We start from the raw sequence: 13,758 nt of genomic DNA on the forward strand, positions 1-13,758 counted from the left end.
GATTACTCCTCTGATACGGCTATAAGTTGATCAATTGTACTTTCAGCAGTTTTAACAATCTCTGCACCAAATGTATCATCAAGCACACCAGACTTAGCGAGTGTTTTCATCTGCTCGGAGTACTTCGCACCCACCGTTTCAATAAACATATTCTCAAACTTACGGATCAGATTAACCGGAAGTTTGTCAAGCAAACCTTCACTGTTCACTTTTAACAGAACAATCTGTTGCTCAACAGGAAGCGGTTTGTATTCACCCTGTTTCATCAGTTCAACTGTACGCTCACCGCGTTTCAACTGTCGCTGTGTAGCAGCATCAAGATCCGAACCAAACTTAGCGAATGCTTCCAATTCACGATACTGAGCCAGGTCCAGTTTAAGTGTTCCGGAAAGTTTCTTCATCGATTTAACCTGAGCAGATCCACCTACTCGAGAAACCGAGATACCCACATCAATCGCCGGACGAACACCTGAGTTAAAAAGATCGGTATCAAGGAAAATTTGACCGTCGGTAATAGAAATTACGTTTGTCGGAATGTATGCAGACACGTCACCGGCCTGAGTTTCAATAACAGGCAGCGCAGTTAATGAACCGCCACCTTTCAGCTTCGGCTTAAGCGTATCCGGCACATTGTTCATCAGTTTAGCTACGTCATCATTGTCGATAATTTTCGCAGCACGTTCCAGCAGTCGGCTATGCAGATAGAATACATCTCCGGGATATGCTTCACGTCCCGGTGGTCTTCTCAGCAAGAGAGAGAGCTCTCGATAGGCTACAGCCTGCTTCGACAGGTCATCATAAATTACCAGAGCATGGCGACCGGTATCACGGAAATACTCACCGATCGCGGCACCGGCAAACGGTGCAATGTATCTCATTGGGGCTGATGAACTGGCAGGTGCAGAAACAACGACCGTGTAATCCAATGCACCGTGCTCCTTCAACGTGTTTACGATCGAGGCAACTGTTGATCCCTTCTGCCCAACCGCTACATAAATACAGAACACCGGATTGTCTGAATCCTGGGTGTGCTTTTGGTTTATAATGGTATCAAGCGCAATGGCAGTTTTACCGGTTTGACGGTCACCAATAATCAACTCACGCTGCCCTCGACCAATAGGAATTAATGAGTCAATTGGTTTAATACCTGTTTGAAGTGGTTCGGCTACCGGCTCACGATAAATTACACCGGGAGCTTTTCGCTCAAGCGGCAGTGTAATGGTTTCGCCGGCAATGGCGCCTTTCCCATCCAGCGGACGCCCAAGAGGATCGATAACGCGACCCAACAGACCGTCTCCAACCGACAGAGAAGCAATGTTTTTAGTTCTTTTAACCGGATGGCCCTCTTCAACAGAATTAGAAGAACCGAAAAGTACAATACCAACATTATCCTCTTCGAGGTTCAATACCATACCTCGTACGGCATTTCCGTCGTTATCTACAGAATCAGGAAGCTCAACCAGCTCACCTGCCTGCACTTTAGAAAGACCATATACACGAGCGATACCGTCACCCACCTCGAGAACAGTACCCACATCATAAGTATCAGTATCGCCACTGAAACCTGTAAGTTGTTTTTTTAAAATAGCCGAAACTTCGTCAGGTCTGACTTGACTCATTTGTAATTCCTAATCTTTTTATTCAACTGTTGCAGCCTTAAATTCTTCTTTCAGCTGACTTAATTTATGCTTCACTGAACCGTCAATAACGGTGTCATCAATTCGAACTTTTAATCCGCCCATCAACTCTTCATTTACAGATACGTGAAGGTCAACGGTTTTCCCTGTAGATTTTTCGAGCTTGCTTTTTAGTTCATCTACCTGATCTTCATTCAGCTCAAAAGCAGATTCAACATCAATATCGATAATACCGTGGTGAGCCTTGTGAAGAGCCACAAAAGCCCGGGTTATATCGTGCAGTAATTTCTCACGACTCTTTTCGGAAAGCAGATGTAAAAGATTTTTGGTTAAATCTGATATCTTATCCCCAAAAATTTCGTCCATTGCACTAATTTTAACGGCTTTTTTAATCAACGGACTCTTGAGAAAAAGCTGTAGATCCCGAGAATTGTCAATCGTTTCCTGTAGAAGAAGCATATCCCCGTATACAGTATCGAGAATATCTTTTTCCAGGGCCGTCTTTAAAAGTGCGCTGGCATAACGCCCGGCTGCTTTAGGTATCATTCGTTAATTCTTGTTGTTTAGATCGCTGATAAATGAATCAACAAGCTTCTTATTTCTTGTCTTATCAAGCTCTGCATCAATAATTCGTGATGCGGCTTCGATTGCGAGGTCAGATACTTCTTTTCTTAGTTCTGCCATAGCACGCTGTTTTTCCTGTTCGATTGCCGCCTTGGCATCAGACAGAATTTTATCAGCATCATTTCTGGCTTTTTCAATTTTTTCTGATCGCAATACTTCTGCGTCTTCGAGAGCTTCTTTACGAATTTTCTGAGCTGCGATTTCGGCTTCTTTCAGAGCCTTGTCGTTGTCTTTAGAAATTTGCTCAGCTTTCGCAATTGCCTTCTCAGCAGATTCCAGAGAATCCTTAATTCGATTCTCCCGCTCATCCAATGCTTTCATGATGGGGGGAACCAAAAATTTTTGCATCAAAACAAGAAATACCACTGTTGAGATCAATACCCAAATGGCAAAACCTGTATTGAATGAAAGGAGTCCTCCCCCACCCGCTAAGAAATAGTGCATAATGCTGGTCCTTTATAAATTATTGACCAACACCGAGAGCAAGAAGAATACAAACAATAGCACCGATAAGAGCGACACCCTCAATAAATACGGCGGTCAAAAGCATAGCTCCGCGAATATCGCCGGCCGCTTCAGGTTGTCTTGCAATACTTTCTGTAGCACTTTTACCGATAATACCGATTCCAAATCCGGCTCCAAGTGCAATGATTCCGGCTCCAAGGCCTGCTGCTAAAAAACCCATAATTAAATATATGTTTTGTTATTAGTGATTAGTTTCGACTTCAACTGCCTGTGCATGTGCAACGGCCGTTTCGTCGTCGTGATGATGATGCTCTTCTGCTGCCATACCAATAAATACCGCAGACAACAGTGTAAAAACGTACGCTTGAATAAGTGCAACAAGTGCCTTCAGGAAATAGAGCGCCGCTGTTAACGCCACCCAAAACACACTTGAACCTACTCCTACATACGCTCCAAAAAGATCTGTAAAGATAAAAATCAATCCCAGAATACTGACAATCATAATTTTACCGGAAAGCATATTTGCAAAGAGACGAATAGCAAGCGCAAATGGCTTGGTAAACAGCCCCAAAATTTCAACCGGTGTCAAAATAATTCTAGACCAAGCGGGTACACCCGGGAACACAAACACATGCTGCCAGTAATCCTTCGTTCCGCTGAATTGTGTTATAAAAAATGTGATCCCCGCAAGAGTTGCTGTTACTGTTAAGTCTGCCGTTGCGGATGCGGCCCATGGCAACAAACCAAAAAGATTCATGAACATGATGGCCATAAAAACTGAGAAGAGATATGGAACATATCGCTTATATTTTTCCGGGCTAATAAATTCTTTCGCAATTTCATCCCGAATAAATACAAAGAGCACTTCAAAAATATTCTGCATGGCTCCCTTTGGCTCTGTTTCAGCCCCGAGCCCGCGCCTGTAGCGACCGGCTGCCCACATCGTAATGAGCAATGTAAAAATGATCGCAAGCCATACATACACCAAATGAGATGTAATGGACATATCCAGAGAGATTTCAGCTCCGTCAGAACGAACCAAACCACCCTCTTCTGTTTCCATAAATTGACCGGATTCAATCGCTGATTTTGTATTGGAATAGAAATACCACTCACCATCAACCAACAGAATACGGGGAAGATAAATTTTTACACCAACAATCTCTACATAGTCGTGATCGACAACTTTACCCATCACATCAAAAGATCCACCGTCGCTCTCTTGAGTATCAGCGGCGAGAATCCCCGGGTTAATAGCGAATAAAAATAGAATTGTTACGGTTAATCGGCGCAGGAATTGGCTCATCTTATGGTTTAACAATTTACCCGACTAATCAGTGAGTTTTTGGTTAAGAAATATCACTTCGTTTACAGAATGCAAAATATACGAAATTATAAAACTAACAGTAAAGCTCATTTCATCAATTTTTGTTATTAAAAGTATGGCAACGAATAGAGCCAATAAAACCACAAAACGGATGAATAATCCGAAGTAGTAACTGGCAATAAAATCACGAAGCATACTTTTATTTGAGAAGATTGAGGCGCCCAGGTGCAGAACTACCGCCATCAAACCAATAAAGTACCCAGTGTACCAACCGACCATCATCCCCGACGGTAAAAAAAGACCAACAACTATAAATATTGCGGCAATAACAGTTGTAGCTATTACCAGTTTTCGATTCACTTCAGCCATGAGTGAGCGCTCTACTTCTCTCCTACATTTTTTATCAGTCGTATAAACATACCAATCATTAAAAACATCCCAACGGCAACCCCGCCAAGCACGCCCCACGGCGATGTCTCAAACCGAACATCCATAAAATAGCCGATCAGTATCGGTAAACTGAATGAAACAGCAATTTCGCCACCTAATGAGAGATACTCTAAATATTTTTTAAACCTTGGATCTTCAACCAACTATTTTTCTTCCTCTTTCTTCACCTTGGTCTCTTTTACAAAATCGGAATCACTGCTTTTATCCAGATTTGCAGAGTCACTTCCCATTCTGCAGGCTCCATTGATTTGAGCTCCCTCTTCCACCAACAGGCTTTTGGTGTAGATATCACCGTCAATTACCGCAGAGCTGCGAAGATTCAGTTTATTAGTTACACGAATGGTGCCTTCAATTTTACCGGCTATATCGGCTTCGGCTACTTTAACATCGCCCTGTACTACTCCGGAAGATGTTACAATCAGTTTGCCTTTAGATATCCCCTCGCCTTTCAATTTTCCGGCAATTCGAATATCGTTTTGAGAGTTGATGGTTCCTTCGAGCGTTGTCCCCTCACTTACCATATTGAGGGTCGGTGATTGATTATTGGCTGTCTTACTCACGGTATTGTTGTTTTTGTTATTGAACATAAGATTCAGGTTCAGTTGTTTAAATACATTAATGGATTTTGTGGCACACCATTTTTCCAAATCTCTAAATGCAGATGTGATCCCGTGCTCAGTACTCCGCTGTCTCCAATTTGCCCGAGAATGTCGCCCTTCAGCACAAAATCACCCTTCGAGCGAATCAGGCCGGACCCGTGCTTATACACACTCACAATCCCACCGGCATGCTGAATGTAGATCACGTATCCGTAGTTGATGGTCCAGCCTGCATTCAATACCGTTCCATCTGCCACCGATTTAAATTCCGTGCCGGGACGAGCAGCCAGATCAATGCCAAAATGACCATCTTCGGAGCTGTACCCTTGTGTGAAACGACCCTCAATCGGGTAATCTGACGGAAAATCGGGCGCGTTATTTAATGACCCTGAAAAAATGATCTCATTCTGCGACAACATTTCAAACGTCCGAACATTCGGAATTTCACCGCCTGAGGGGTAGTAATCTTCATTCATAAAAATTTCTGACGTTGCATCCACTGCTAAGATTGTATCTGAAGCCATACGAAGGATCTCCTTCATGTCATTTAATTGTGCATCGCGTGCCATTAATGAATCCTGCAGTGATCCCACACGTTCAGAAATTTCCAGAACACTCTGCCTCAGCGAGTAATCCTCCTTGTGCTGATAGAGCGAACCAAGGGGGGTTGCAAAAAAGATCGTTGTTGTGATTAAAACAGAAAGCAAAATCACAACAACTGCCAATTTTATGATATCCCTCGCACGCAGTTTGAATGAGCTTGAGCCATCCGGATCATGTTCATCCAGTACTACAACTGTAACATCGCCTTCACGTTCCGAAAAAATTCGTTTAATAAATTCCCACATGGAGATTTTGCAACAATTGCTTGTTTAATACTGAGGTTCTAAATGATCAGGATACAGAATAGTTCGGTGCCTCTTTCGTGATCTGTACGGTATGAGGGTGACTCTCCTTGTAGCTTGCGGCCGAGATTTGAACAAACTCCGCCTGTTTAAGTTCCTCGATGGTCGTTGCACCCACATACCCCATAGCAGCGCGCATTCCACCAACCATTTGATGAACAACTTCACTGAGATATCCCTTATACGGCACTCTTCCTTCAATCCCTTCAGGAACCAGTTTCAGGTCATCCTCCACATCCTGGAAGTATCTGTCTTTAGACCCTTTTCGCATTGCACTTACACTGCCCATTCCACGGTAGGATTTATACTTCCGCGATTCATAAATAATTGTCTCACCCGGGCTTTCATCCACACCGGCAAACATCGATCCCATCATTACGGCATCTGCTCCACCGGCCAGTGCTTTCGGGATATCACCCGTCTGTTTAATTCCACCATCTGCAATTAGACCGATATTGCGTTCATTTGTAAAATCTGCGATTTCCATGATAGCTGAAAGCTGCGGAACACCCACTCCTGTTACAACTCTGGTTGTACAGATTGAACCGGGCCCCACTCCCACTTTCACTACATCTGCGCCGGCTTCAACCAGTGCCTCGGCAGCCGCGCGTGTGGCGATATTACCGCCCACAACATTCAAATTTTTATACTTCTCTTTTATTTTGCGCACCGTCTGAATAACTCCTTCAGAATGGCCATGAGCCGTATCTACCGTTATGATATCGACGCCGGATTCAACAAGTGCATCCACCCGGTCCATTGTGTCGGGGGTTACGCCCACCGCGGCGCCAACCCTCAGGCGCCCCATTTCATCCTTACATGCATTCGGAAAATTCATCTTCTTCTCAATATCCTTGAAGGTAATCAGCCCAACCAGTTTATCGTTTCCGTTAACGATTGGCAGTTTTTCTACCTTATACTCTTGCAGTATCTGCTCTGCCTCATCAAGAGTCGTTCCCTCCTTGGCTGTTACAAGATTTTCGCTGGTCATGATGTCGCCCAGCTTTTTATCTACGTAGTGTTCAAAGCGTAAATCACGGTTTGTTACAATTCCAACCAGTTCATTATCACTTTTCACGATTGGAATCCCGCCAATTTTGTGCTTTTTCATCAAAGCGCGGGCATCTCGCACGGTGGCATCAGCCGGCAGAGTAACAGGGTCAACAATCATCCCGCTTTCACTTCTTTTTACCAGACGTACCTGCTCTGCCTGCTCTTCGATACTCATATTTTTGTGGAGCATGGCAATGCCGCCTTCTCGAGCCAGTGCAATAGCCATCCGGTATTCGGAAACCGTATCCATGGCAGCACTGAATATAGGTGTATTGAGCCTGAGCGTTGGTGTAAGCTGAACAGAGGTGTCTACATCTCTGGGCAGAACTTTAGAGTGGTTTGGGACTAACAGAACATCATCGTACGTCAGCCCTTGGCGGGTTATTCGTGAGAAGGGAGAGGAGTTATCCATGAAAAATTCTTCGCTTGGTTTACGTTTTGGCAAAGATAAGAAATCCTGCCAAACTTCTTTAGCTCAAATCTTCACAAATAATCGTCTCAACTTTAGGCAGGCATCAACTTTTTATAACCTGTTCACGCGCAGAGAGCTTACCGCCGTTTCCATCGAGCAAATTCCGTCCATATAGCTGTTTACCCAAAAGTCTACGCTCTCTCTTCTGCGCTGAACCCATTCCGAATTTGTGCAGAACTGTCCTTTCAGCTCATCGATATACCCTTTCACATCTTCTTCGATAACCATTTTGAGTTCGTCCGGCAGCTCACCCCAGCCAAGAAGCGCGAGCATCTCTTCTACTTCGCGGTACTCTGCTTCCGCTTTGTGAAAGATAAGGTTCAGAACTTGATCTTCGGGAGTTACCTGAGTTTTTTTAATGGCTGCATTCATCATGATTGTGTGGTTTATTTTTGATTTACACACAATCTAAAGCCGTGGAGTGACATCAATATGTCACCCCTTAAAAACTTTTTTTACAGACCGGCTCTTTCGAAGATTTCATCCACTCTGCGCGTGTGGTGCGCGAGATTAAACGCCTCTTCGATTTCGTCATCCGAAAGATTATTCTGAATCGTCTCATCTTTCTTGACGATCTCCTTAAAATCACGTTTTTCTTCCCAGGCTTTCATTGCCAGTGGCTGAACCGTATCGTAGGCGGTTTCCCGATTCAGTCCTTTATCGATGAGCATCAGGAGCAGACGCTGAGAAAAGACCAATCCGTGAGTTTTGTTCATGTTTTCCAGCATATTCTCAGGATAGACCATCAACTTCTCCATCACACCAGAAAATCGGCTCAGCATATAGTCCAGAAGGATGGTTGCATCAGGTAAAATAATGCGTTCTACAGATGAGTGAGAAATATCACGCTCGTGCCAGAGAGGCATATTTTCGTATGCAGAAATCATATACCCCCGAAGGACCCGGGCGCAGCCTGTTATATTTTCTGAACTGACAGGATTTCTCTTATGCGGCATGGCCGATGACCCTTTCTGCCCTTTGCGGAAAAACTCTTCCGCCTCGCGTAGTTCCGTTCTCTGAAGATGACGAATCTCAACCGCAATCTTTTCAAGCGTTCCCCCGATAACAGCAAGTGTTGCCATGTAGTAGGCGTGCCGATCGCGCTGCAGGGTTTGGGTTGATACAGGTGCCGGTGAAATACCCAGAATTTCGCATGTATACTTTTCCACCTCGGGCGGAATATGAGCAAATGTACCCACGGCGCCGGAAATTTTCCCAAACTCCACATCTTTAGCCGCATGCTCAAAGCGCTCCATATTTCTTTGCATTTCTGCATACCACAGAGCACACTTCAAACCAAAGGTTGTCGGCTCAGCGTGAACTCCGTGAGTCCGGCCCATCATCACCGTTAGTTTATGCTCTCTTGCTTTATCAGCAAGGGCTGCAGTAAATCTTTTTAGATCCTCACGTAACAGCTCATTTGCCTGTTTTAATCGATAGCCGTTGGCCGTATCCACCACATCGGTGGAGGTCAAACCGTAATGTACCCACTTCTTCTCATCACCAAGAGATTCTGAAACGGTTCTTGTAAACGCAACGACGTCATGTCGAGTCTCTTTTTCTATCTCTTTGATACGATCAATATCAAAGGTAGATTTTTCGTACAGGCGGTCGACTTCTTCGGAGGGTATTTTTCCAATTTTACTCCACGCACGGCAAGCGGCAAGTTCCACATCAAGCCAGGCCTGAAATTGATTTTGTTCCGACCAGATGTCGGACATCTCTTTTCGTGAATATCGTTCAATCATAAGGTTTGTTTACTGGACTGGTATTTTTAGTAAGGTTCCGGGTTCAATCATTGTATCAAGTTCCACCTGATTGATGATGGCAATATCTTCCCGCTCAATATCCATGGGGAGCTCGCCGGGAAGGAATTCGTTAAACGGCCGGCGGCGATCCGCCTCAACAACCTGCAATCTGACCGGCTGAATACTCAAGAGAGACTCATCCCGAAGCTGATCAAATCGAGAAGTTACTAGGTTAAAGTCATCAACATGGTTATCGTATTGTGCCGCTGTTGTATAGTTAATAAATCGATAAATTCTGTTCATAAATTCAACTGAGTAAACGTGAACCCCCAGCGTGGTTCCATCCTGCTCTATCGTACCTTCAGCCCGGTATGCATTCCACGTTTGTGAGCTTCTCGCCTCGCCCGACTCATTCAGCGAAAACCCCTCCTGATTAACAAACTGGTTAACAGATTCTCTGGGTGTCGAGTTTTGCGAATCAATTCGCATAATCATCACTGCCTCACCCTCACCTTTTACAAGAACAACCTGCGAAGGCTGATTAATCAACTGCCACTGATTTGGAACGGGAAAGTAGAACTCCAAATCGGGGTGAACAAATCGACCGTCATCCAAAAATCCCTGACGTGGATTGTCGCCAAAAACTATTCCGTTGATCAGTTGCAAATACCGCTCTGTACCGTAAATAGTTTGTTCATACCCTTGTTGACGCCACTCTTCAGCAAGTTGTGGAATCGTCTTTTCACGCTCTCCCGGATTTGGGTGGGTAGATAACATATTCGGAATGCTTTGTCCCGACTTTTCTGAAATTCGTCTTAGGCTGGTAAAAAATTCCGATCCTTCAGCTGCTACATAATTTTTCATGGCCGAATACTCCACACCGAGCCGGTCTGACTCTCGTTCGTGATCACGGCTATAGCTCATAAAAAGCAGTTGCGCAGCCTGGCTGCTTAAATTCAGAAGTGACTGGCCAGGTAGGCCAAAAAGCTCCTGCCCTAAAATCGACCCCCCAATAACGGCCACCTGCCCAATTTGCTGACTCAATGCTCTCTGCGATGCATGCCGTCCGGCTACGTGGCCAATTTCGTGCCCCACAACTACGGCAAGTTGTGCTTCATTATTCAGATGACTGAGCAGGCCACGGGTTACATACACATACCCTCCGGGCAGTGCAAATGCATTCACCACCGGGCTGTCCAACACTCGAAACGTAAACTCCGTCTGCTTGAACATATCAGCAGCTCCTTCACGCCTCATATGGCTAACTTCCAACAACTCTTCACCCAATTGGGTTACATATTCACCCAGGTCAGAATCGTCGTAAAGACCGTATTGCGACACAATTTCGCCGTCAGCACTTTGGCCAATTTCAATCTCCTGCTGCCATGAGTAGGCGTAGGCTCTCTTATTTCCTGAAACAGGATTTTGCTGCACTACACAAGATGACGCAAACAGCACAAAGCTCAGTACGATCAATACATTTGTATAAACTCTTTTCATAACGATCCTTATTGATTCTGTAAATTTTTCACTTCACATTCTGTTATCACTCTATCACTGCATTTTCATAGTTCGATGAATTCCTCATCAGTTCAAGAAGATGCTCATAAATTATGAATAATGCGTAAGAATCCATGGCACAATAGCGCCTTAGAAGGGTTGGAATTTCAGCAGACTCCTCTTTGGATAACCGACCGGTCTTCAGCGAAATATATGCATTCATTGCTGCCTCACCATCATCAATTTTATATGTAGAGTGTTGCAGTAAGGAGTATGGATCAAAGTTTGTTTGATGATTCACTTTGCTGAAATCGACTTCCCTATCATAAATATTCGCGACGCTTTGACCCGACTGACCCGACAGCACCTTCAGCTTAAAAACACTTTGCAAAATCTGTTTTAGCCCAATACTGCCATCCATAAACTTATTGTAATAACCTTCACGCACGGATCTGCTAAGATCAAAGATCCGATGGTTGTGATGTTCCCCATCCTTATAGAGAAGTCGTTTTAAAATATCGATCTCCTTACTGTATAGCATAGAATTACGCTCCATCTCCTGAAGAAGAAACCGAAGCGCTTGTGATTCAAATGGCGAATATTGAATCAGGTTCCCGTCAAAGATGGAATCTACTTTACCAAGCTGATGAATGAATTCAAGGTGCGGGTATCCGCTGTCTGCACGATCATCCAGCCACTCGGCATGTACTATTTCCCCGGATTCATACAAGGTGTGACAGGAAAATTGAAAGTAAACGGGACTATAGGCTCCCATCCCCCGCTTCATCGGTATGGCGTAGGTAGCCGCTTCAAAATCGATAAAGTGCAGTGGATATAAAATCTGATCAAACCCAAGGGCATTCGATTTCAGCCACACATCAGGTATTTTTTTATGATGCGCTTTGAGCAGTTGAAGTTCCCGTCGCTGCTGAATGGTTATGGCTCTTGGATTATTCTTTCGAAGCTTATCAAATGATGTTGCCTCATCCGGCAAAGGACAATCTTCCTGAAAGTACTTCTCTTCTGAGAGCAACTGCTGATTGCCGTGACCGATTAAATCAAACACATGCTTCTCCGGAAACGACTTCCGGTCCCCATCGAAATATGAATTCCAGCACCTCGCTTCGCTATCTGATCCCTCTCCTCTGAATTCACACCTTCCGCACTCCTCATGGGGAGTTACATTCAGAGAGTTTGGATGGCTAAAATTTCCTTCAGATAAATCCGTCAATACATCATATATGCTCCGGCCGGCAATCTGGTGATGAGCGATCGACTCAGGAATGGCAATTATGGCTGCTTCTGTTGCTGCAGTCGCATCCATTGAGGTGAAAAGATGATCTATCTCATCACGAAGTTTTTCACGGTCAGAATTCTTCTGATTGGACTTCAGATCGAGCAGCAGATTATCAAACCCTGAACGATATCGTTTATCCGGAAAGAAGAATTCAACCTTACAATCATCCGGCATGAGGGCCTTCTGTAAAATAGCCATACGATACGCAGCTTTTACAAGATACCCCTCTGTAGATTTACTCAAAGGCGGAACAGGCACCACTCCACCATGTTGCCGCCTTCGTAATTTACCGTGTATTTGGACGATCGTGTAAACATTTCCCCGTTTAGACAATAGGGGTATTCTCGTTACGAAATCACCCCATTTTACTACCGCTCCGCAGATCGTAACGCTATCACGCTCTAAAAGTTTGTCTGTCTCTTTGATCGCTTCTTGAACAGAATCTGACGTTTGAATGGCATCAGCATATTTGGATGCAAGTATATCACGTAAAAGAAGTTTATTACGCTGTTTAAACGGCAAATAGGGCTTTCTGTTATGAAATCCACTTCGAACAAAATGAAACTTGAGCGGGCAGGAGATACTCTTTAAAAAGAGCGAATCATTGATTTCAGAATTCCCCATCACTCTACCACATTAACTTCCGGAACCAGTTCAATTCCAAACTTCTCTTCAACAGAATGTTTGATCGTCATGGCATAATTGTAGATCTCTTCTCCGGTAGCTCCTCCGTGATTTACAATGACAAGCGCTTGATTTTTGTAGGTTCCAACATTTCCAACTCTCTTTCCTTTCCAACCGGCCTGCTCAATCAACCACCCTGCGGGTACCTTCACCTGATGATTATCTACAGGGAATGATGGCACATCCGGATAATCTCTCTTTATTTTCTCAAAAATTTGATTCGATACAATGGGGTTTTTGAAAAAACTTCCCGCATTTCCAATCAACTTCGGGTCAGGCAGTTTAGATTGACGAATCTCTACAACAGCATCATAAACATCGCGAATTACCGGATCGAATATAGCTCTCTTCTTCAAATGATTTTCAAGGGCATAGTATTCGGTGTTGATCGTGTGAGGCGGTTTACTCAGAGTCAGCCTCACATTTGTGACGATGGCTTTGCCTTTCAGTTCATTTTTAAAAATGCTGTCTCTGTAGCCAAAGTGGCACTCCTCGGGCTGAAAGGTTTTAAACTCCCCCGATTCAATCATAAACGCGTCCAGAGACTGAAAAACATCCTTCAATTCAACTCCGTACGCCCCAATATTTTGAATAGGAGCAGCGCCGGCAGTTCCCGGAATCAGAGCCAGATTTTCAATTCCGCCAAAATTTTTCTTCACGCACCAAGTCACCAGATCGTGCCATAAAACTCCCGCTCCGGCCTCAACGGTAACTTTTCCACCTTTATCTTCCACCACTGAGATTCCCGGAATAGATACTTTCAAAACCGGAGATGTCAGATCCGACTTGATCAATACATTGCTTCCGCCGCCAAGTATAACCGGCATACTGTTTTGAAAAATGTTTTGATCAAAAAGGTCAGACAGTTGATCACGTTTCTTGATTTCGTAAAATGTATCGGCTGTGGCAGCTACTCCCAAGGTGTTGAAATTCCGTAAATCCACATTGGATTTGATAAAACTATTGTGATCGGCAGACGTGGAAAGTTTTGACATGT

General features: G+C 44.2%; 15 protein-coding genes. All 15 read right to left on the reverse strand.

Translation table 11 applies throughout. The annotated features are described in order from the left end of the window. Positions 1-2 precede the first annotated feature (2 nt). Complete coding sequence (gene atpA, locus BG260_RS10485) at positions 3-1,619, reverse strand: F0F1 ATP synthase subunit alpha (protein ID WP_069132434.1); 1,617 nt, start codon at positions 1,617-1,619, stop codon at positions 3-5. A gap of 18 nt (positions 1,620-1,637) precedes the next feature. Beyond that, the gene (gene atpH, locus BG260_RS10490) at positions 1,638-2,183 is read right to left on the reverse strand and encodes an ATP synthase F1 subunit delta (RefSeq protein WP_069132436.1); all 546 of its coding nucleotides are present in this window, start codon (positions 2,181-2,183) and stop codon (positions 1,638-1,640) included. Positions 2,184-2,186: 3 nt separating this feature from the next. Next, positions 2,187-2,705 (reverse strand): F0F1 ATP synthase subunit B, encoded by a 519-nt coding sequence (gene atpF, locus BG260_RS10495; protein ID WP_069132438.1) that lies wholly within the window; start codon positions 2,703-2,705, stop codon positions 2,187-2,189. 19 nt (positions 2,706-2,724) lie between these two features. Continuing rightward, positions 2,725-2,946: an ATP synthase F0 subunit C gene (locus BG260_RS10500; protein ID WP_069132440.1), complete on the reverse strand. Its 222-nt coding sequence runs from the start codon at positions 2,944-2,946 to the stop codon at positions 2,725-2,727. Positions 2,947-2,967: 21 nt separating this feature from the next. Beyond that, the gene (atpB, locus tag BG260_RS10505; RefSeq protein WP_069132442.1) at positions 2,968-4,032 is read right to left on the reverse strand and encodes a F0F1 ATP synthase subunit A; all 1,065 of its coding nucleotides are present in this window, start codon (positions 4,030-4,032) and stop codon (positions 2,968-2,970) included. Positions 4,033-4,056: 24 nt separating this feature from the next. Further along, the gene (locus tag BG260_RS10510; protein WP_069132444.1) at positions 4,057-4,422 is read right to left on the reverse strand and encodes a hypothetical protein; all 366 of its coding nucleotides are present in this window, start codon (positions 4,420-4,422) and stop codon (positions 4,057-4,059) included. A gap of 11 nt (positions 4,423-4,433) precedes the next feature. After that, entirely contained in the window at positions 4,434-4,646 is a 213-nt protein-coding gene (locus tag BG260_RS10515; RefSeq protein ID WP_069132446.1) for an AtpZ/AtpI family protein, read from the reverse strand. Next, a complete protein-coding gene (locus BG260_RS10520) occupies positions 4,647-5,063 on the reverse strand; it encodes a bactofilin family protein (protein ID WP_245683953.1) in 417 nt (138 codons plus the stop codon). Positions 5,064-5,101: 38 nt separating this feature from the next. Further along, entirely contained in the window at positions 5,102-5,950 is an 849-nt protein-coding gene (locus tag BG260_RS10525; protein ID WP_069132450.1) for a M23 family metallopeptidase, read from the reverse strand. Positions 5,951-5,996: 46 nt separating this feature from the next. Further along, positions 5,997-7,472, reverse strand: a complete 1,476-nt coding sequence (gene guaB / locus BG260_RS10530; protein WP_069132452.1) for an IMP dehydrogenase — start codon at positions 7,470-7,472, stop codon at positions 5,997-5,999. A 111-nt stretch (positions 7,473-7,583) separates the two neighbouring features. Next, the gene (locus BG260_RS10535; RefSeq protein WP_069132454.1) at positions 7,584-7,907 is read right to left on the reverse strand and encodes a hypothetical protein; all 324 of its coding nucleotides are present in this window, start codon (positions 7,905-7,907) and stop codon (positions 7,584-7,586) included. Positions 7,908-7,987: 80 nt separating this feature from the next. Next, positions 7,988-9,280: an adenylosuccinate lyase gene (gene purB / locus BG260_RS10540; RefSeq protein WP_069132456.1), complete on the reverse strand. Its 1,293-nt coding sequence runs from the start codon at positions 9,278-9,280 to the stop codon at positions 7,988-7,990. Positions 9,281-9,289: 9 nt separating this feature from the next. Beyond that, the gene (locus tag BG260_RS10545) at positions 9,290-10,780 is read right to left on the reverse strand and encodes a M48 family metalloprotease (RefSeq protein ID WP_069132458.1); all 1,491 of its coding nucleotides are present in this window, start codon (positions 10,778-10,780) and stop codon (positions 9,290-9,292) included. Between the two features lie 46 nt (positions 10,781-10,826). Further along, positions 10,827-12,701 carry a DUF2779 domain-containing protein gene (locus tag BG260_RS10550; RefSeq protein WP_069132460.1) on the reverse strand — a complete coding sequence of 625 codons (1,875 nt, stop codon included), beginning with the start codon at positions 12,699-12,701 and terminating at the stop codon, positions 10,827-10,829. Next, positions 12,701-13,756, reverse strand: a complete 1,056-nt coding sequence (gene murB, locus BG260_RS10555) for a UDP-N-acetylmuramate dehydrogenase (RefSeq protein WP_069132462.1) — start codon at positions 13,754-13,756, stop codon at positions 12,701-12,703. Before murB ends, BG260_RS10550 begins: the two co-directional genes overlap by 1 nt. Positions 13,757-13,758 lie beyond the last annotated feature (2 nt).

Source organism: Rhodohalobacter halophilus (assembly GCF_001715195.1).
Classification (GTDB): Bacteria; Bacteroidota; Rhodothermia; order Balneolales; family Balneolaceae; genus Rhodohalobacter; species Rhodohalobacter halophilus.

Coding starts and splice junctions, on each gene's coding strand:
- purB (WP_069132456.1), bottom strand. CDS start 9,280: ATGATTGAACGATATTCACGAAAAGAGATGTCCGACATCTGGTCGGAA.
- atpH (WP_069132436.1), bottom strand. CDS start 2,183: ATGATACCTAAAGCAGCCGGGCGTTATGCCAGCGCACTTTTAAAGACG.
- guaB (WP_069132452.1), bottom strand. CDS start 7,472: ATGGATAACTCCTCTCCCTTCTCACGAATAACCCGCCAAGGGCTGACG.
- atpA (WP_069132434.1), bottom strand. CDS start 1,619: ATGAGTCAAGTCAGACCTGACGAAGTTTCGGCTATTTTAAAAAAACAA.
- BG260_RS10525 (WP_069132450.1), bottom strand. CDS start 5,950: ATGTGGGAATTTATTAAACGAATTTTTTCGGAACGTGAAGGCGATGTT.
- atpF (WP_069132438.1), bottom strand. CDS start 2,705: ATGCACTATTTCTTAGCGGGTGGGGGAGGACTCCTTTCATTCAATACA.
- BG260_RS10545 (WP_069132458.1), bottom strand. CDS start 10,780: ATGAAAAGAGTTTATACAAATGTATTGATCGTACTGAGCTTTGTGCTG.
- BG260_RS10550 (WP_069132460.1), bottom strand. CDS start 12,701: ATGGGGAATTCTGAAATCAATGATTCGCTCTTTTTAAAGAGTATCTCC.
- BG260_RS10510 (WP_069132444.1), bottom strand. CDS start 4,422: ATGGCTGAAGTGAATCGAAAACTGGTAATAGCTACAACTGTTATTGCC.
- atpB (WP_069132442.1), bottom strand. CDS start 4,032: ATGAGCCAATTCCTGCGCCGATTAACCGTAACAATTCTATTTTTATTC.
- BG260_RS10535 (WP_069132454.1), bottom strand. CDS start 7,907: ATGATGAATGCAGCCATTAAAAAAACTCAGGTAACTCCCGAAGATCAA.
- BG260_RS10500 (WP_069132440.1), bottom strand. CDS start 2,946: ATGGGTTTTTTAGCAGCAGGCCTTGGAGCCGGAATCATTGCACTTGGA.
- murB (WP_069132462.1), bottom strand. CDS start 13,756: ATGTCAAAACTTTCCACGTCTGCCGATCACAATAGTTTTATCAAATCC.